16 protein-coding genes are annotated in these 16,797 nt (G+C 58.1%); 6 read left to right on the top strand and 10 right to left on the bottom strand.

Annotated features, from left to right (window positions below; translation table 11 throughout):
* Window positions 1-47: 47 nt before the first annotated feature.
* Window positions 48-1,154, bottom strand: coding sequence for a peptidoglycan-binding protein LysM (locus AC2FFH_RS20790; RefSeq protein ID WP_496726735.1), 1,107 nt, complete (start codon window positions 1,152-1,154; stop codon window positions 48-50).
* A 608-nt stretch (window positions 1,155-1,762) separates the two neighbouring features.
* Between AC2FFH_RS20790 and sseA the strand changes: the two genes are divergently transcribed.
* Window positions 1,763-2,617, top strand: coding sequence for a 3-mercaptopyruvate sulfurtransferase (gene sseA, locus AC2FFH_RS20795; protein ID WP_496845242.1), 855 nt, complete (start codon window positions 1,763-1,765; stop codon window positions 2,615-2,617).
* Window positions 2,617-3,801 (top strand): amino acid aminotransferase, encoded by a 1,185-nt coding sequence (locus AC2FFH_RS20800; RefSeq protein WP_496845243.1) that lies wholly within the window; start codon window positions 2,617-2,619, stop codon window positions 3,799-3,801. The genes sseA and AC2FFH_RS20800 overlap by 1 nt, the downstream gene beginning before the upstream one ends.
* 68 nt (window positions 3,802-3,869) lie before the next feature.
* On the opposite strand, the gene AC2FFH_RS20805 is transcribed toward AC2FFH_RS20800, so the two are convergent.
* Together AC2FFH_RS20805 and AC2FFH_RS20810 are read right to left on the bottom strand one after the other, a co-directional pair.
* Window positions 3,870-5,180, bottom strand: a complete 1,311-nt coding sequence (locus AC2FFH_RS20805) for an ammonium transporter (protein WP_496845244.1) — start codon at window positions 5,178-5,180, stop codon at window positions 3,870-3,872.
* 33 nt (window positions 5,181-5,213) lie between these two features.
* On the bottom strand, window positions 5,214-5,552 hold the full coding sequence (locus AC2FFH_RS20810; protein ID WP_058273036.1) for a P-II family nitrogen regulator: 339 nt from the start codon (window positions 5,550-5,552) through the stop codon (window positions 5,214-5,216).
* 259 nt (window positions 5,553-5,811) lie between these two features.
* Here AC2FFH_RS20810 and AC2FFH_RS20815 point away from each other — a divergent pair, with 259 nt between their 5' ends.
* The gene (locus AC2FFH_RS20815; RefSeq protein WP_496769566.1) at window positions 5,812-7,998 is read left to right on the top strand and encodes a transglycosylase domain-containing protein; all 2,187 of its coding nucleotides are present in this window, start codon (window positions 5,812-5,814) and stop codon (window positions 7,996-7,998) included.
* A gap of 50 nt (window positions 7,999-8,048) precedes the next feature.
* On the opposite strand, the gene leuB is transcribed toward AC2FFH_RS20815, so the two are convergent.
* From leuB to AC2FFH_RS20850, 7 genes are all read right to left on the bottom strand, one after another.
* On the bottom strand, window positions 8,049-9,152 hold the full coding sequence (leuB, locus tag AC2FFH_RS20820) for a 3-isopropylmalate dehydrogenase (RefSeq protein ID WP_496769567.1): 1,104 nt from the start codon (window positions 9,150-9,152) through the stop codon (window positions 8,049-8,051).
* A gap of 166 nt (window positions 9,153-9,318) precedes the next feature.
* Window positions 9,319-10,350: an endonuclease/exonuclease/phosphatase family protein gene (locus tag AC2FFH_RS20825; protein WP_496845245.1), complete on the bottom strand. Its 1,032-nt coding sequence runs from the start codon at window positions 10,348-10,350 to the stop codon at window positions 9,319-9,321.
* Complete coding sequence (locus tag AC2FFH_RS20830; RefSeq protein ID WP_496726728.1) at window positions 10,347-11,177, bottom strand: hypothetical protein; 831 nt, start codon at window positions 11,175-11,177, stop codon at window positions 10,347-10,349. The genes AC2FFH_RS20825 and AC2FFH_RS20830 overlap by 4 nt, the downstream gene beginning before the upstream one ends.
* A gap of 331 nt (window positions 11,178-11,508) precedes the next feature.
* Window positions 11,509-12,114: a 3-isopropylmalate dehydratase small subunit gene (leuD, locus tag AC2FFH_RS20835; RefSeq protein ID WP_496726727.1), complete on the bottom strand. Its 606-nt coding sequence runs from the start codon at window positions 12,112-12,114 to the stop codon at window positions 11,509-11,511.
* 42 nt (window positions 12,115-12,156) lie between these two features.
* Window positions 12,157-12,711: an HdeD family acid-resistance protein gene (locus AC2FFH_RS20840; protein ID WP_496845246.1), complete on the bottom strand. Its 555-nt coding sequence runs from the start codon at window positions 12,709-12,711 to the stop codon at window positions 12,157-12,159.
* Window positions 12,712-12,748: 37 nt separating this feature from the next.
* Window positions 12,749-14,152 carry a 3-isopropylmalate dehydratase large subunit gene (gene leuC / locus AC2FFH_RS20845; RefSeq protein WP_496845247.1) on the bottom strand — a complete coding sequence of 468 codons (1,404 nt, stop codon included), beginning with the start codon at window positions 14,150-14,152 and terminating at the stop codon, window positions 12,749-12,751.
* Window positions 14,153-14,204: 52 nt separating this feature from the next.
* Window positions 14,205-14,303: an isopropylmalate isomerase gene (locus AC2FFH_RS20850; protein WP_108861670.1), complete on the bottom strand. Its 99-nt coding sequence runs from the start codon at window positions 14,301-14,303 to the stop codon at window positions 14,205-14,207.
* Window positions 14,304-14,405: 102 nt separating this feature from the next.
* On the opposite strand from AC2FFH_RS20850, the gene AC2FFH_RS20855 reads away from it, so the two are divergent.
* The 3 genes from AC2FFH_RS20855 (at window position 14,406) to rlmH (ending at window position 16,797) form a co-directional block, all read left to right on the top strand.
* Window positions 14,406-15,758, top strand: coding sequence for a mechanosensitive ion channel family protein (locus AC2FFH_RS20855; RefSeq protein WP_496845248.1), 1,353 nt, complete (start codon window positions 14,406-14,408; stop codon window positions 15,756-15,758).
* A gap of 164 nt (window positions 15,759-15,922) precedes the next feature.
* Entirely contained in the window at window positions 15,923-16,282 is a 360-nt protein-coding gene (gene rsfS / locus AC2FFH_RS20860) for a ribosome silencing factor (protein ID WP_058276550.1), read from the top strand.
* Between the two features lie 44 nt (window positions 16,283-16,326).
* Window positions 16,327-16,797 carry a 23S rRNA (pseudouridine(1915)-N(3))-methyltransferase RlmH gene (gene rlmH / locus AC2FFH_RS20865; RefSeq protein WP_496769573.1) on the top strand — a complete coding sequence of 157 codons (471 nt, stop codon included), beginning with the start codon at window positions 16,327-16,329 and terminating at the stop codon, window positions 16,795-16,797.

Raw genomic sequence — 16,797 nt, forward strand, 5'->3', positions numbered from 1 at the left:
TACACAGCGCGGGTCGCGCTGTGTACGGGTTCTTTTGCACGAACCAATCAGTTCGACGCAGATTGCAGCTTAGAGCTGTACTCGGACAGCGAGCTGGAAACGATATCGTACCACTCGCCCGACTGCCGCATTTCGTTCAGACCATTGTTCAGCATCGAGATATACTGCAGCCCGTATGGGTTGGATTTATGGGCCAGCAGGCGAATGGTGGACAGATGGGTGAAATTCTCATTCTGAACCACCTCGTTCTCCATACCCAAAGCCGCAATTGCACCGTTGGCTTGCTGAATAGCCATCCCGGTGGCGTCCGCGGTTCCGTTCATGACCGCCTCGATGCACTCTTCCGGGGTGCGGGGGCGAACAAGCGTGATTTTGGGTTCGACCAGGCCGGCCTCTTCCAGGTCATTGGTAAAGAACCCGTCCATACGACAAAATACGGCCCCTTCAAGCTCTTCGATGGAGGCTGCGCCAGCATATTTGCTGTCGGGCAGTGTGAAATACCCAACGACCGATTCATACAATGGCTGTGATGCGTAGAACCCGTTACAGCGATAAAGGCTGTCTTCACCCATGGCATCGGGGTTTTTTGCGCAATCTGGCACAACCCAGGCAACGGCGATGTCATACGCTCCGGCGGGCAGAAGTGTGTAAAGATGCGAGTTGAAATCGTTCACCCAACCCTGATTGTATTCGCGCTTGTTGCCAGCACGATGCAGGGCCGTTGTCGACAACCGCATCAAAAAACCGCCACCCGAAAGACCTTCGTCCGTATAGGGTGCCCAATCGTTCCCGGCCAAAAGACGAATCGGTGGCTCGTAAACGTTTCTGGGTTTGATTTTTGCGGCTTTTTCTTCCTCACGCTCAACAACTTCGTTGAACTGCGATGTGGCGGTCAGTCGGCCGTCAGCGCATGGCAAATTCAGAATGGTACCAGGGGTCAGATTGTTCGGATTTCCGGCAATGACGTTTCTGTTTGCGTTGAAGATGATCTGGTAATCCCGAGAGCCATATGCCGTTTCGGAAATAGTCGCCAGCGTTTCGCCTGCTTCTACTGTGTACGATTCGCACGCGACCTGCGCCGCAGCACTTATCGGTGAGATCAAGGCAGCCAGACCCAGGGTCATGAGGCCAAACTTAATTCCAGGGGTGTTCATTTCGTTCTCCTGTAGAGTGAGTTTTTTCAACGTGCTCCAGGGTCCCGGTTTTTTGTTCTATCACCCTAGTGACGTTGTGTTTTTTCTTTCGCTTACAAAATGGTAGGAAAGATGTGCCGCGCCGATTAAAATTTTACAGACTGCGGGGGAAAGCGTTTGTTCTTTTCCTGATTGCCCGTTTCCTTTGCTTCAGCGCCGATTTGTATTGGCTGTTTCCACGGCCTGAGTTCGGGCGCTTTCACAGATACTCCGGGGTACATTGACGTGGGGAAAACCGACCTTTTTGGGGCGGAAAGTGCGTTTTTTTGGGTTCAACCCTTGGTGGAGTGATAAATTACACACGGACATAAGCCCGATAAGCGGGGCTTTAGTCTTACACGCATCACTATTTGGGGTGTTTGCAACCCAGAGTATGCATGTGGTCAAACGGGTGCGCGCGCAGGTCTGGTTCCTGAGAGCGCTCGCGTCAGTTGGTTTTGCCCAACATAGTCCCAATCATTCGCACATGCAGGTTCAGAGGCGTCCGTTAGCGTCATCATCCCATCCAGCCTTGAACCCGCATGCGCGCGCGTATAGGGAAAAACCAAACGCGTTTAGGGGAGGCTTTTATGCAGGACGATCCGAAAACCCTCGTTTCTACCGAATGGCTTGCTGCCCATCTCAAGGACCCGGATCTGCGGGTACTGGACGGGTCATGGTATCTGCCACAGCAAGGGCGCGACGCAAAGGCCGAATACGCCGCCGCTCATATCCCCGGCGCACGGTTCTTTGATATCGATGACATTTCGGACCACCGCTCGGACTTGCCGCATATGGCGCCCCCGGTCGAAAAGTTCATGTCCCGCCTGCGAGCGATGGGCGTGGGCGACGGCCATCAGGTTGTCGTCTATGATGGGGCCGGTTTGATTTCTGCCGCCCGTGTATGGTGGTTGTTCCGGTTGATGGGGCAGGAAAACATCGCCGTTCTGGATGGTGGTCTGCCGAAATGGCAGGCCGAGGGGCATGAGATCGAAGATCTGCCGCCGGTGATCCGCGACCGCCACATGACCGTCCGGGTCCAGAACCATCTGGTCCGTGACGTCACGCAGGTATCTGCCGCCGCCAAGCTGGGAGATCATGAGATCATCGACGCACGCTCTGCTGACCGTTTTGCCGGAACCGGAACAGAACCGCGTGAAGGTCTGCGAACGGGCCGCATTCCCGGATCGCGCAACGTGCCCTTTGGCACTTTGCTGAACAAGAATGGCACGATGAAATCCCCCGAGGAATGCCGCGCCATCTTCGAGTCCGCAGGTGTGGACCTGTCGAAACCGGCTATCACATCCTGCGGGTCGGGTGTGACCGCCGCAATCCTCAGCCTTGCGCTTGAGCGCATGGGCAAGAAAGACCACTCGCTTTATGACGGCTCCTGGGCCGAATGGGGTGCCTTCCCGACCCTGCCCGTCGCAACCGGAGAGAACTGATGTTCGAAAACCTCAAACCGCAGCCTGCCGACAAGATTCTGGCGCTGATGCAGGCGTATCGCGAAGACCCGCGCGATCAAAAGATCGACCTGGGAGTTGGTGTTTACAAAAATGCCGAGGGCGTGACCCCGGTGATGCGTGCGGTGAAAGCGGCCGAAAAGCGCATCCTGGAAGAGCAAGAAAGCAAGGCCTACACCGGATTGGCGGGCGACCCGGCTTATGCCGATGCGATGATTGGCCTGATCCTAGGCACCTCGGTTCCACGCGGCAACATCGCTGCCGTGGCGACGCCCGGCGGAACCGGTGCCTGCCGTCAGGCATTCGAGATGATCCGCATGGCCAACCCCTCGGCCCGCGTGTTCGTGTCGAACCCGACATGGCCCAATCATCTGTCGATCCTGAACTATCTGGGGATGGAGACGGTCCAATACCGGTATTTCGACGGCGAAACCCGTGGCGTTGATTTCGACGGAATGATCGAGGACCTGAAAACCGCGAATGCGGGCGACGTAGTCCTGCTGCACGGCTGCTGTCACAACCCGACAGGCGCCAACCTGAACATGGTGCAGTGGCAGGAGGTCGTGAACCTGATTAACGAGCGCGGCCTCGTGGCAATGATCGATATCGCCTATCAGGGCTTTGGCGACGGACTGGAAGAGGATGCGCAGGCAACCCGACTGGTGGCCTCGTCGGTCAAGCGCTGCCTGATTGCAGCGTCCTGCTCGAAGAATTTCGGTGTCTACCGCGAGCGGACCGGCCTGTTGATGGCCATCAGTGATGACCCGGCGCAGACAGCTCTGAACCAGTCCACGCTGGCATTCCTCAACCGTCAGAACTACTCGTTCCCGCCGGATCACGGCGCACGGGTGGTGACGACGATCCTGAATGATGAAGCCTTGCGCGCCGACTGGGCGGCTGAGCTGGAAGAGGTGCGCCTGTCCATGCTGGGCTTGCGCCAACAACTGGCAGACCAGCTGCAGGCCCAAAGTGGGTCCGATCGCTTTGGGTTTGTCGCCCAGCACCGCGGCATGTTCTCGCGTCTGGGGGCGGCACCGGAACTGGTCGAAAAGCTGCGCGCGGACCACGGCATCTACATGGTCGGTGACAGCCGGTTGAACATTGCCGGCTTGAACGCGACGACAGTTCCGATTCTGGCCAAGGCGATCATTGACGTCGGTGTCTGATTCAAGCCAATAAATCAGAAAACCCGGGCGCGAACGCCCGGGTTTTTTTGTTTTCGAGTGGCAGGCTCTTAGCCTTTCGAAAACTCTGGATAAGCTTCCATACCCAGTTCTGCCATGTCGAGGCCGTTGATCTCGTCTTCTTCGCTGACGCGGATGCCGACCGTCGCCTTCAGAATTGTCCACAGGATCAACGCGCCAACAAATGTGAACACACCATAAGCTACGATACCGGTCAGCTGTGTGATCAGGTTTGCTTCGCCGTAGAAGATCACGGCAATGGTGCCCCAGATGCCTGCGAACAGGTGAACCGGGATGGCACCGACAACGTCGTCGATCTTGAACTTGTCCAGCATCGGAACCGCGAAGACCACGATGGTGCCGCCAACTGCGCCGATCCACAGCGCTCCGAACAGGGTCGGGGCAAGCGGTTCTGCAGTGATCGAGACCAGACCGGCCAGCGCGCCGTTCAGCACCATAGTCAGGTCAGGTTTCTTGTACAGCACCTGCGTCATGACCAGGGCTGCGATAGCACCAGATGCGGCGGCCATGTTGGTGTTGGCGAAGATGCGCGACACGTCGGATACGTCACCTACGGTGCCCATCGCCAGTTGCGATCCGCCGTTGAAACCGAACCAGCCCAGCCACAGGATGAACGTTCCCAGAGTTGCCAGCGCAAGATTGGAACCGGGCATAGGGTGGACTTTGCCGTCCTTATACTTGCCAATACGCGGGCCAAGGATCAGGCAGCCCGCCAGAGCGGCCCAGCCGCCGACCGAATGCACAACTGTCGAACCGGCGAAGTCGGAAAAGCCCATGGCATCCAGCCAGCCGCCGCCCCATTTCCACGACCCCGAGATCGGGTAGAGGATACCAGTCAGCACGATGACGAAGACCAGGAAAGGCCACAGCTTTATGCGCTCGGCCACGGCACCGGACACGATGGACGCGGTTGCCGCCACAAAGACCAGCTGGAAGAAGAAATCCGAGCCGATAGACGCGTAGTCTAACGCCGCGTCTGCGGGCGCAACACCCACGGCATCAAGTACGGTCGGACCGCCAAGGGCAAAGAAACCATTAAAGTCGCCCGGATACATCGTGTTGAAGCCGACCAGCCAGTACATGATCGCGGCAATAGAAAACAGCGCGATGTTCTTGATCATCTGCATGGCGACGTTCTTGGAACGCACCAGACCGCCCTCGAGCATGGCAAATCCTGCAGCCATGAAGAAGACAAGGAAGCCTGCCATAAGAAACAGCAGGGTCGTAAAAATATACTGGGTGTGCAGCGCAGCTTCGCCCTCGGCGGCCTCTTGCGCCAGACCCATCTGCGGCAGCACGATAAGCGCGGCGGCTGGGATGAGAGATTTCATCAGGTTCATGTGACTTCCTCGAATGTATGTGAGTGGCGGCGCTTACAGCGCCTCTTCGTTCGTTTCCCCGGTCCGCACGCGCAGCGCCTGCTCGACATCAAGGACGAAAATCTTGCCGTCACCGATCTTGCCGGTCTTGGCGGTTTTGGTGATTGTCTCGACGATTTGGTCGGCCATCGTGGCGGGCACCACGATTTCAAGCTTGATCTTGGGCACGAAATTCACCGCGTATTCGGCGCCACGATAGATTTCGGTGTGGCCCGATTGCGAGCCGAAGCCCTTGATCTCGGTCACCATCATGCCGCGCACGCCGGCCTCGGTCAGTGCCTCGCGCACCTCCTCCAGCTTGAACGGCTTGATTGTCGCAATGATCAGTTTCACGTCTGTCCCCTCTTCCTGTCCGGCGGAACCGGTTTGTTTGCACCTGCAGAAAGAGAGCGTGACTGACCGCAGTAAGAAACGGTCAGGGTGGGAGAACGCAGGGGAAAAGGGGGGTGAGGTGCACAATTTTTGCACAAAAAAACGTTGATGCCCAAAAATCAGGCAAACTATTGAGGCCGGTTAGCGGAATTTCATACCTCTACTTCGCGCCGGTGGCAGGGTATGGTGCCTCAAAATGATAACCGGGCAGAGTTTGAGCATGACTGAGTCCAGGCGTCGCAAGACATCGCTTGTTGCAGACAAAAGATACCCTTCAAAGGGGCGTAAACCCGCTGCAACAAAGCGGACGACAAAGCCCGCCGGCAAGAAGGCGACGGCGCGCAAGACGTCGACTCGCAAAACCGCCCGGAAGAAAACCCGCAAGACGTCCGGCGGTGGCGGCGGTTTCTTTCGACGTCTTTTCCGTTGGTTGTGGCGACTGATCTGGGGCGTGACCTGGCGTGTGGGCGCGGTGGCTGCCATGCTGTTGGCTTTGGCGGTTGGGGTTGTCTACTCCTCTCTGCCTGACGTCGATGCTTTGCTAGACGGTCGGGCGCGCGGGTCGGTGACCCTGTTGGATCGGGACGGCAAGGTCTTTGCCTGGCGTGGGGACCAATTTGGTGGGGTGATCACGGCCGATACCGTATCGCCCCATCTGAAGAACGCGGTCGTCGCGACCGAGGACAAGCGGTTCTATCGCCATTTCGGCGTCAGCCCGCGCGGTGTCGCAAGCGCTGTGCGCATCAACCTGAGCGAAGGGCGCGGACCGCTGTCGGGGCATGGTGGGTCGACCATCACGCAGCAGACGGCCAAGCTGTTGTGTCTGGGTGTGCCTTATGAGCCCAGTGAATGGGAATCCGAAGCTGCTTACGAGTCCGATTGCCGTCAAGGCTCGCTTTGGCGCAAGGCCAAAGAGGCGGTCTATGCGATGGCGATGGAGGTCAAGTATTCCAAGGACGAGATCCTGACCATCTATCTGAACCGGGCATTCCTGGGCGCGGGTGCGCGCGGGTTCGAGGCGGCAAGCCAACGCTATTTCGGGATTTCGGCGGCTGAGGTCAGCCCGTCGCAGGCTGCTATGCTGGCTGGTCTGCTGGTGGCACCGACGCGCTATGCACCGACGAATAACCTTCAACGTTCGCAGGATCGGGCGCGGCTGGTGGTTGGCCTGATGGAGGCACAGGGGTATCTGACCTCGGCACAAGCAAGCAGTGCACGCAGCAATCCCGCGCAACTGTCAGAAGCCGCTGCTGCGCGAGCGGGGGGCTATTTCGCCGATTGGGTGATGGCGAGTGGACCCGAGTTCTTTACGCGCAACACGACCGAAGACGTGGTAATCCGTACCACGCTGGATCAGCGTATCCAGAAATCAGCCGAAGAGGCGCTGCAATTCATCTTTCAGGAGAAGGTCCGCGAAGGTTCCAAGGCTCAGGCCGCGATCGTGGTGATGTCGGCGGATGGGGCTGTGCGCGGCATGGTTGGGGGGCGCAAGACCCGCGTGTCCGGTGCCTTCAACCGTGCCACGCAAGCGCTGCGGCAAACGGGGTCATCATTCAAACCCTTTGTTTATGCCACCGCGCTGGAACTGGGGTATTCACCGCTGGATACGGTCGTGGATGAACCTTACTGCGTGAATATTCCGGGGTCCGGTCAGTGGTGCCCCAAGAACTACACCAACAAGTTCTATGGGCGCGTCACGCTGGCGGACGCGCTAAAGAACTCGCTGAACATCCCTGCGGTGAAAGTGGCTGAGATTGCCGGGTTGGACAATGTCCGTACCGTGACCAGCGAGTTTGGCATCGATAGCGATCTGGCGCAGGGCCCCGCATTGGCGCTGGGCGCGTCGGAAAGCACGTTGATCGAGATGACGGGGGCCTATGCGGGCATCCTGAACGGTGGCTCGGCGGTGGAACCCTATGGTCTGACCGAATTGAAGCTGTTGGGCGATCAAACCCCGGTCATGGTGACGACAACGGGCATTGGTGAGCGGGTCATCAACGACAAAGCTGCCAAGCAGCTGACGTGGATGATGGAGCGTGTGGTGTCCGAAGGCACCGGTGCGCGTGCACAACTGCCCGGTTGGCAGGTGGCGGGTAAAACCGGCACGACGCAGGCTGCGCGGGATGCCTGGTTCATCGGCTTCACGGCAGATTACGTCACGGGCATCTGGATGGGGTATGACGACAACACCCCATTATCCGGTGTGACCGGAGGCGGATTGCCGGCTGAAATCTGGAAAGAAACCATGCTGCGCGTGACCGAAGGCATGACACCGACGCCGCTGCCGATGCTCGCCCCGGACCCACCGGTCAGAACAGCGCAACCGCAGCAGCAGCGCCGAAAGACCCAAACCGGGTTGGATCGGGCCATCAACAATCTGCTGAACAACATATTCGGTGGAAATTAAAAAAAAGGCGGTGCGCTGGGCACCGCCTTTTGAATTGAATGAGCGCCTGATCAGAGGCTGTCGTCAAGGGCGGCCAAAATCGCATCACCCATTTCCGTGGTCGAAACCGGCGTGACGCCTTCATCTGCCAGCAGGTCGCCCGTGCGAACACCGTCGGCCAGCACTTTCTCGATCGCTGTTTCAAGACGATCTGCTTCCTCAAGCTGATCAAAGCTGTAGCGCAGCGCCATGGCAAAGCTGAGGATACAGGCGATTGGGTTAGCTTTTCCCTGACCGGTGATATCCGGGGCCGAACCGTGGACCGGTTCGTACATCGCTTTGGGGCGACCATTCGCCATCGGGGCACCCAGGCTTGCCGACGGCAGCATACCCAGCGAGCCGGTTAGCATCGCCGCGCAATCCGACAGGATGTCGCCAAACAGGTTGTCTGTCAGGATGACGTCGAACTGCTTGGGCGCACGCACCAACTGCATCGCGCCATTGTCGGCATACATATGGCTCAGCTCGACCTCGGGGTAATCCTTGGCCACACGGTTCACAACTTCGCGCCACAGGATGCCCGATTCCATGACGTTGGCCTTCTCCATCGAGCAGACCTTTTTGTTCCGGCGCATTGCCAGCTCAAATGCCGAGCGCGCGGCGCGCTCGATCTCAGATTCGGTATAGCGCTGGGTGTTGATGCCAACACGCTCATTGCCTTCCTCGAAGATGCCCCGCGGCTCACCGAAATAGACGCCCGAGGTCAACTCGCGCACGATCATGATATCGAGACCGGCAACGATGTCTTTCTTCAGCGACGAGAAATCGGCCAACGCGTCAAAGCACTGTGCCGGGCGCAGGTTGGAATACAGGTCCATCTCTTTGCGCAGGCGCAGCAAGCCGCGCTCGGGCTTCAGTGAAAAGTCTAGATCGTCATATTTCGGGCCGCCAACGGCACCCAGAAGAACCGCGTCGACCTCTTGCGCTTTGGCCATGGTCTCGTCCGACAGGGGCTTGCCATGCGCGTCGTAGGCTGCACCGCCGACCAGATCCTCGCTCACGTCGAATTCCAGGCCGCGTTTCGCACCAAACCAGTCGATGACTCTGCGCACTTCGGCCATGACTTCGGGGCCAATTCCGTCTCCGGGCAGGATGAGGAGCGAGGGGTTGGACATGAAGGATCTCCTTGCGTTTTACAGCACAGGCCCTAGCGCCTGTGCGGCATCGGGTCAATGAGACGATCCCGCCTGACGGCAAGGAAAATACAGGTTTGTTTCCGTTAGCGTCTGAAAATTGCGTCAGGTCTGCTTTGCAGGCCAGATCATGGCGCAAAGTCCCGTATCAGCGAGGCAGTGTCAGGTCGACCCAGATCAGCCGATGACGGCTGGCGCGTTCGGCGGTTTTGCGTTCTTCAGTGCCTGCGGCGGGCCAGTGCACCCCGGATTCCAACACTTGCCATTGGGCGGATGGCAAGACGTAATCGACCCGCATTGGACCAACCGTTTTCCAGACCACCGTGGTTAAGTCGCCTGAGGGGTCTTCGGGTGAAGGGTCCTGAAGGCGGGGGTCGTTCAAAAACTCTTGGATCGCCTCTTTACTTCCATCACCCCGCACTGGGTCCAGATTGGCGTCACCCGCGATAACAAACAGACGACCGGGTTTGCGCCCGACTTCCCCGTCCATGACTGCGGACCAAAGGCGAATTTCATCCCGGTTTCGCAGGCCGTTGCGATCCTCGGGTCCGTCAAACACGGGGGGTGAGGCATGAAAAGTCATCAAATCCAGCTGCCCCGCCGGAGTTTCAATGGGCACAATCCAATGCGCCACGGATGAGAGCCGCTGGACGTTCTGCGCCGGTTCTGACGGGTAGGGGCCTGCGTCATGTTGGGGCAGTTCAGCGCCGGGCAGTTTCAGCCATAGCACGTTGGACAGGTCCTGAACCTGATCCGAAGTGATGGGGTAACGAGACATCACGGCCAGCCCACCTTGTCCGGTGAAGCGACCCCAACCCTGCGCGTCGCCGGGGCCGTGGGTTTGACCATCTCCGTCCAGATCAAGATCCGTTTCCAGGCCGGAATTTGGTTGGGCTGTGAATGTGTGGGGATAGTCCAATCCGGCCTCGCGCAGCCGATTTGCCAGTGCCGCCAGCGCCAGCCCCTCAAAATCCCAATCGATCCCCTGCAAAGCAATTATATCGGGGCGGGTTTCAGCCAGAACCGCAGTAACCGCCATCACCTGATCATCACCGCGGCGAATATCTCGCAACAGCAACCCCGGGCCATCGCGGCTGAGTTCTGTGTTGAAGGTGGCAATACGGATCGTCTCTGCCTGCGCCATAACGGGCAACAGCAGCAGGATCAGGATGCGGATCATGCGGTCTGGGTAGACTCGGCTGTGGAATAAGCGCGCCGTTTTTCGACGATCAAGTTGGCGATGCGCAGGGTCGCCATGCCACGCATGATCATGCTGGCGGGCAGGAAAGCCCAAGCACTGAGCGTCCAGATCAGCGTCTGAGGATTGCTCAGAGAGATCGGATCGGCATAGTCAGTCAGCAGTTTGATCAGCGCCGGGATCAGGAACGGCAGCAGAATACCGATGCAAATATTCAGCCGTCCGTCGCGCTGCAGGCGTGTTACCACATCACCGCCTTTGGTGGGGTCGAACAGCGGAAGGTTGGTCCAGACATTGAAGGCGCCGTTTCCGGTCGGCCAGCCGCGCACTTTCACCGCGTAGGCAAAGCTGGCGATCGTCACCAAAGCAGCGACATACGCGACGCTGGCAGAAATACGGACAAGTTCGATCAAGGGTGCGCTTGCATCAGTCGGCAGCATTAGGATGATCAGCCGTACTGGCGAATAGGGAAAGTCGACCACATTTGCGACGCCCAAGCCAAAGGAATAGAAGGTCGTCGTCAGGCCGGTCGGCGTATACGCATTTTTGCAGATCAACGTCAGGAAGGTGACCATCGACATCAGCCCGACAAAGCGCAAACGGTTCACGGGCGGCGCGTCGCGGAACTCGATAAAGCTGGGAAAGGCAGAGTTGTATTCAGCGAATGTCAGGAAAAACGCGAGAATGGCGAGAAAGACGACAATCTCGGTCCCATTCGTAGACGTTACTGGCAGGTACAACGCAGGTGTCAGCACCAGTAGTGCGACCAAAACTCCCCGAATCGCCGCCCCTGTTGTGCGCGCAATCACTATCCAAACCCTTTCAAAACGGATTGACCGTTTCTATTTCTTTGACGGCTTTGTCCCATCTTGCATCCGACATTTTTTGCCAGAGACCACCAATACCGCCAACATTGACGATAAGCGACAATCCGCTCAAGCCAAGGCGTAGAAAACATGTGATTTTGGGCAAAATGATGGCAAAACTGGTGCACCTTTGCATCATCCGTGCCGCAAATTAGGCGTGTATTGGGGAGTGGCCGCTACATGTTGTGATTGCCGGGACTTCAACCCCAAGAACGCGAAAGGGGCCGCCTAGGCGACCCCGATAGGTTGAGTATCCTCGGATTCGCTGCTGGAATCACACCCAGGGGCGGGCTTGGCTTGCGTGATCCTCGAATTTGTCGATGTGATGGTCTTTCTCCATCGTCAGGCCGATATCGTCCAAACCATTCAGCAAGCAGTGCTTGCGATGTGGGTCGACACTGAACTCGATCACAACGCCATCTGAGGTGGTGATCTGCTGATCTTCCAGATGCACGGTCATGCGAGCGTTTTCGCCTTTGTGGGCATCTTCCATCAGGATCGCGTGGTGCTCTTCCTCGACCACGATGGGCAGAATGCCGTTCTTGAAGCAGTTGTTGAAGAAGATGTCAGCAAAGCTGGTCGAGATCACGACCTTGATGCCGAAATCCTTGATCGCCCATGGCGCGTGCTCGCGAGATGAGCCACAGCCAAAATTGTCGCCCGCGACCAGAATTTCGGTCTGACGATAGGCGGGTTTGTTCAGAACGAACTCTTCGTTTTCGCCCCCGTCATCATGATAACGCATCTCATCAAACAGCACGACGCCAAGGCCGGACCGTTTGATGGTTTTCAGGTGCACTTTCGGAATGATCATATCAGTGTCGATATTGATCAGCGGCATTGGGGCGGCCACCCCGTGGACTTTGTCAAACTTTTCCATGTCTACACTCCTGCAGGAGAGGGCCGCGCCCGTGTCCCGCGTTTAAGCTTGTTTCGCTTCTGTTGTTGCGTCGTTGGGTGCGTTCCGGATGAAGACCGCCATAAAGACTAGGCCGAACCCGTTGAACAGCATCTCAATGCCCAGGAAGATACCCAAAATGCTCAGCAGCACCTGAGGATCGCTTCCTACATAAGTCCAGATGATACCGGCAAGGACGATCGACAAGATGCCCGAGATCATCGTGGGCCAGAAAAACTGTGTTCCTTTCATCTGGAACGACAGAATAACCCGCGCGATGCCGCCTGCCATGAACAGGATCAGCATCACGGTCGCCAAGGTCAGGGTTCCCTGCAACGGGTGGTCCAGGAAGGACCAGCCCAGAAACAGCATCACAGCACCCATGATGAGTGACAGAATTTTGTTGCCGGTGCCTTCAACCGTAAAGCCGCCAACAACCTGCAGCGCGCCTGATATCAGCAGCAACACACCGGTTACCACCGTCACCGCGACGGATGCCACAACTGGCGCGCCCAGTACAAAGATACCGAACGCTATGGACAGAAGCCCCAGCAGGAGCCATTTGACCCAGTCACTCATGTTTTTAATCCCTCAAATATCTAGATATGAGGGGACCTTACATCAATTCACGGACGTCTGTCAGCCGTCCTGTGATTGCCGCTGCGGCAGCCATTGCCGGGCTCAGCAAATGGGTCCGTCCGCCGCGGCCCTGACGGCCTTCGAAGTTGCGGTTCGAAGTCGCAGCACAACGCTCGCCCGGTTGCAGCTGGTCGGGGTTCATCGCCAGACACATCGAACATCCAGCCAGGCGCCATTCGAACCCTGCTTCTTTGAAGATGTCGGCCAGACCTTCTTCCTCGGCTTGTGCGCGAACCAGACCCGAACCGGGCACGACCATGGCACGCAGACCGTCCTTGATCTTTTTTCCCTTCAGAATCTGGGCCGCTGCGCGCAGGTCTTCGATACGGCCATTGGTGCACGAGCCGATAAATACGGTGTCGATTTCCACATCGCTCAACTTTTGACCGGCTTCCAGACCCATATATTCGATAGACCGGCGGGCCGCATCGACCTTGCCGCCTTCGAAATCTTCCGGGTTCGGAACGGTTGCAGTGATCGGCAGCACGTCCTCGGGGCTGGTGCCCCATGTGACGACCGGCGCGATGTCTTCGCCGCGCAGGGTGATGACCTTGTCAAAATGCGCGTCTTCGTCGGTAAACAGCGTTTTCCACCAGGTCAGAGCGGCTTCCCACTGGGCACCTTTCGGCGCGTGGGGGCGGCCTTTGACATATTCATAGGTGGTCTCGTCCGGCGCAATCAGGCCAGCGCGGGCGCCGCCTTCGATGGCCATGTTGCAGACGGTCATTCGGCCTTCCATCGACAGATCGCGGATCGCTTCGCCGCAATATTCGATGACATAGCCGGTGCCACCGGCAGTGCCGGTTTCGCCGATAACGGCCAGAGTGATGTCCTTCGCGGTCACGCCCGGCTGCAATTTGCCGGTGATTTCCACCTTCATGTTCTTGGATTTCTTCTGGATCAGGGTTTGCGTGGCCAGAACATGTTCAACCTCGGACGTTCCAATGCCGTGGGCCAGTGCGCCAAACGCGCCATGGGTGGCGGTGTGGCTGTCGCCGCAAACCACGGTCATGCCGGGCAGGGTCCAGCCCTGTTCGGGGCCGACGATGTGCACGATGCCCTGACGAACGTCATTCACCGGGTAATAGTGAATACCAAAATCCTTGGCGTTCTTATCCAGTGCTTCGACCTGAATGCGCGACTCGGGGTTTTCGATCCCGTTTACGCGATCCGCAGTGGTCGGAACGTTGTGATCCGGCACGGCGATGGTCTTTTCCGGTGCGCGCACCGGACGGCCCGCCATCCGCAGGCCTTCGAACGCTTGCGGGCTGGTGACTTCGTGCACCAGATGGCGGTCGATATAAAGCAGGCAGGTGCCATCATCGGCTTCGTGCGCGACATGGGCATCCCAGATCTTGTCATAGAGTGTTTTGGGGGACATCGGTCCTCTCCCGTATGTAATGAGAAATAGCTGGCGAGTGGCTGGGCGCCGCTTATAGGCGGGCCAGAACCGTGCGGGCGGCCCCAAAGAACCGTTCACGCAGGCGCGTGCGGTCTTGCAGTGTCGGAGCAGGGGCCAAATAGACTCTCATGCGCCTCAGATATATCGCGTGTGCCCGTCAATCAAGGTTCAATCCGGCCTCGGGCTTGCATCACCCCGAGTTGCTGTCCAAGCTGCGGTTCAGGAGACCTGTATGAACCAAGACCTGATCCCCAGCTCGCTGTCGGAACTCTATGAAAACATGGTCGCGGGGTTTTCCGTGCAGTTCGGCAAACTTGTTGATCTGATCGTCACGCCGGGTTGGCGGCGGCACCAGTTGATCATCATTCTCGCTCTGTGGGCTTTGGCATATGTGCTCAAACTGGTGACGCAAAACCGGTGGGAAACCTGGGCACGTGCCCGCACCGGCTGGCCCAAATGGCGGCTGCGCACTCTGGTTCAGCTGATGCAGCGCCTAACACTGGTCTATTTCGTTTTGTTGTCCTGGACGCTGTACCTGTTCATGCAGAATGTGACCTGGCCGTCGCACAGTTACATTATCGGCGTGATCGCGACATTGGCCGCCGCTTGGCTGGCGATCGCGCTGGTGGCGCGACTTGTCCGCAACCGTACGCTGCGGCGGGTCTTCAAATGGGCAATGTGGGTCTATGCAACGCTGGTTGCGCTGAATCTGACCGATGATGTGGCCGAGTTTCTGGACGGCGTGGCGATTTCCATTGGTGATCTGCACATCTCGGCGCTGGGGATTCTCAAGGCCGTATTGCTGATCGGCGTGCTGCTGACGTTGGCCCGCATCGGGACCCGCACGGCCGAGCGGGGATTGCAGAGGAACGACGACATCACGCCTTCGATGCAGGTTCTGTTGGCCAAAGGCATTCAGGTTCTACTGTACGGCGCTGTCTTTATGGCGGCCATCCGCACGCTTGGGTTTGATCTGACTGGCATCGCGCTGTTGTCAGGCGCAATCGGCGTGGGCATCGGTTTTGGTCTTCAAAAGGTTGTGTCGAACCTGATTTCCGGGATCATCATCCTGATGGACCGCTCGATCAAACCGGGCGACGTGATCTCGTTGGGCGATACCTTTGGTTGGATCAATGCGCTGGGCGCGCGCTATGTATCAGTGGTCACCCGAGATGGGCGTGAATACCTGATCCCGAACGAGGATCTGATCACCAATCAGGTCGTGAACTGGTCGCATTCGGACAAATATGTGCGGTTGGATCTGGATTTCGGCACCAGCTATGACGACGATCCGCACCTGGTGCGCGCAACCGCGATCCGGGCAGTTAAATCGGTGAAACGTGTTCTCAGCGGCGGTTCACATGAGCCGGTCTGCCATATAACCGGGTTCGGCGACAGCAGCGTGGACTATGTGCTGCGGTTCTGGATCAGCGATCCGACCAAGGGGCTTACCAATATTCGGGGCAATGTTTACCTCGCCCTCTGGGACGCCTTCAAGGCCGAGGGGATATCGATTCCTTTCCCCCAGCGCGAGGTTCGGCTGCTGCCCGACGGCGCAGACTCGCAACAGATCGCCAAAGAGTGAGCACCCGTGCGGACGCAAAAGCGCCCGTTCATTGAAATGTTGCATTCCCCTTGTTACCTTATTAGTACCCCTGCGCCGGGGTTTGGCGGCGCGCAACAAAGGAGGACTATGTCCTGTCTCTACATACACAGGCGGGTTTGCCCGCCGATGACGGGGCCAATGTAATGGCCCACTCTCAGTCAATCAGCGACAAGCTGCTTGAGCGTATCCTTTCCTCACTTTCCGATGACAAGGCCGAAGATGTCGTGCAGATCAACCTGCAAGGCAAGTCGTCTGTCGCGGATCACATGGTCATTGCGTCCGGGCGTTCGACACGTCAGGTCTCGGCCATGGCCGAAAAGCTGACGGATCGCATCAAGCAGGAATTCGGTTTCACCTCGAAGGTCGAAGGCAAGGATGCCGGCGACTGGGTGCTGATCGATACGGGCGACGTGATCGTCCATATCTTCCGCCCCGAAGTGCGTGAATTCTATCAGCTGGAAAAGATGTGGCTGCCTCAGGGCGGCAGCGCCTCGGCCAACTGAGGCGCTATCCCGGCCTGCATTAACAGGCCGGAGGCGAGAGAAATATGCGTATAAGCATTTGTGCGGTCGGGCGATTGCGTGCCGGACCGGAGAAGTCCCTGCTTGACGATTATCTGACCAGATTTGACCGGACCGGCCGTAGCCTGAGCCTTGGTCCTGCACAGGTGATCGAAGTTGAGGACAAAAAAAACGCAGGGATGGGGGCCGAGGCCGCGTTGCTGCGCAAGGCCCTGCCCAAAGGTGCGGTGATCTGCACACTGGATGAACGTGGGCGGGTGATGTCCTCGCCTGATTTTGCAAAAAAACTGGGTGGCTGGCGCGATGCCGGGCGGCAGGATCTGGCATTGATCATTGGCGGTGCGGACGGAATAGACCCTGATCTGCGGGCCGAGGCCGATTTTTCCATCTCATTCGGGTCGATGGTCTGGCCGCATATGCTGGTCCGTGTGATGCTGGCCGAGCAACTTTACCGGGCCGCGACCATCCTGTCGGGCGGTCCCTATCACCGGGTCTGA

Source organism: Ruegeria sp. YTSC003 (assembly GCF_059609785.1).

Coding starts and splice junctions, on each gene's coding strand:
- AC2FFH_RS20790 (WP_496726735.1), bottom strand. CDS start 1,154: ATGAACACCCCTGGAATTAAGTTTGGCCTCATGACCCTGGGTCTGGCT.
- sseA (WP_496845242.1), top strand. CDS start 1,763: ATGCAGGACGATCCGAAAACCCTCGTTTCTACCGAATGGCTTGCTGCC.
- AC2FFH_RS20800 (WP_496845243.1), top strand. CDS start 2,617: ATGTTCGAAAACCTCAAACCGCAGCCTGCCGACAAGATTCTGGCGCTG.
- AC2FFH_RS20805 (WP_496845244.1), bottom strand. CDS start 5,180: ATGAACCTGATGAAATCTCTCATCCCAGCCGCCGCGCTTATCGTGCTG.
- AC2FFH_RS20815 (WP_496769566.1), top strand. CDS start 5,812: ATGACTGAGTCCAGGCGTCGCAAGACATCGCTTGTTGCAGACAAAAGA.
- leuB (WP_496769567.1), bottom strand. CDS start 9,152: ATGTCCAACCCCTCGCTCCTCATCCTGCCCGGAGACGGAATTGGCCCC.
- AC2FFH_RS20825 (WP_496845245.1), bottom strand. CDS start 10,350: ATGATCCGCATCCTGATCCTGCTGCTGTTGCCCGTTATGGCGCAGGCA.
- leuD (WP_496726727.1), bottom strand. CDS start 12,114: ATGGAAAAGTTTGACAAAGTCCACGGGGTGGCCGCCCCAATGCCGCTG.
- AC2FFH_RS20840 (WP_496845246.1), bottom strand. CDS start 12,711: ATGAGTGACTGGGTCAAATGGCTCCTGCTGGGGCTTCTGTCCATAGCG.
- leuC (WP_496845247.1), bottom strand. CDS start 14,152: ATGTCCCCCAAAACACTCTATGACAAGATCTGGGATGCCCATGTCGCG.
- AC2FFH_RS20850 (WP_108861670.1), bottom strand. CDS start 14,303: ATGAGAGTCTATTTGGCCCCTGCTCCGACACTGCAAGACCGCACGCGC.
- AC2FFH_RS20855 (WP_496845248.1), top strand. CDS start 14,406: ATGAACCAAGACCTGATCCCCAGCTCGCTGTCGGAACTCTATGAAAAC.
- rsfS (WP_058276550.1), top strand. CDS start 15,923: ATGGCCCACTCTCAGTCAATCAGCGACAAGCTGCTTGAGCGTATCCTT.
- rlmH (WP_496769573.1), top strand. CDS start 16,327: ATGCGTATAAGCATTTGTGCGGTCGGGCGATTGCGTGCCGGACCGGAG.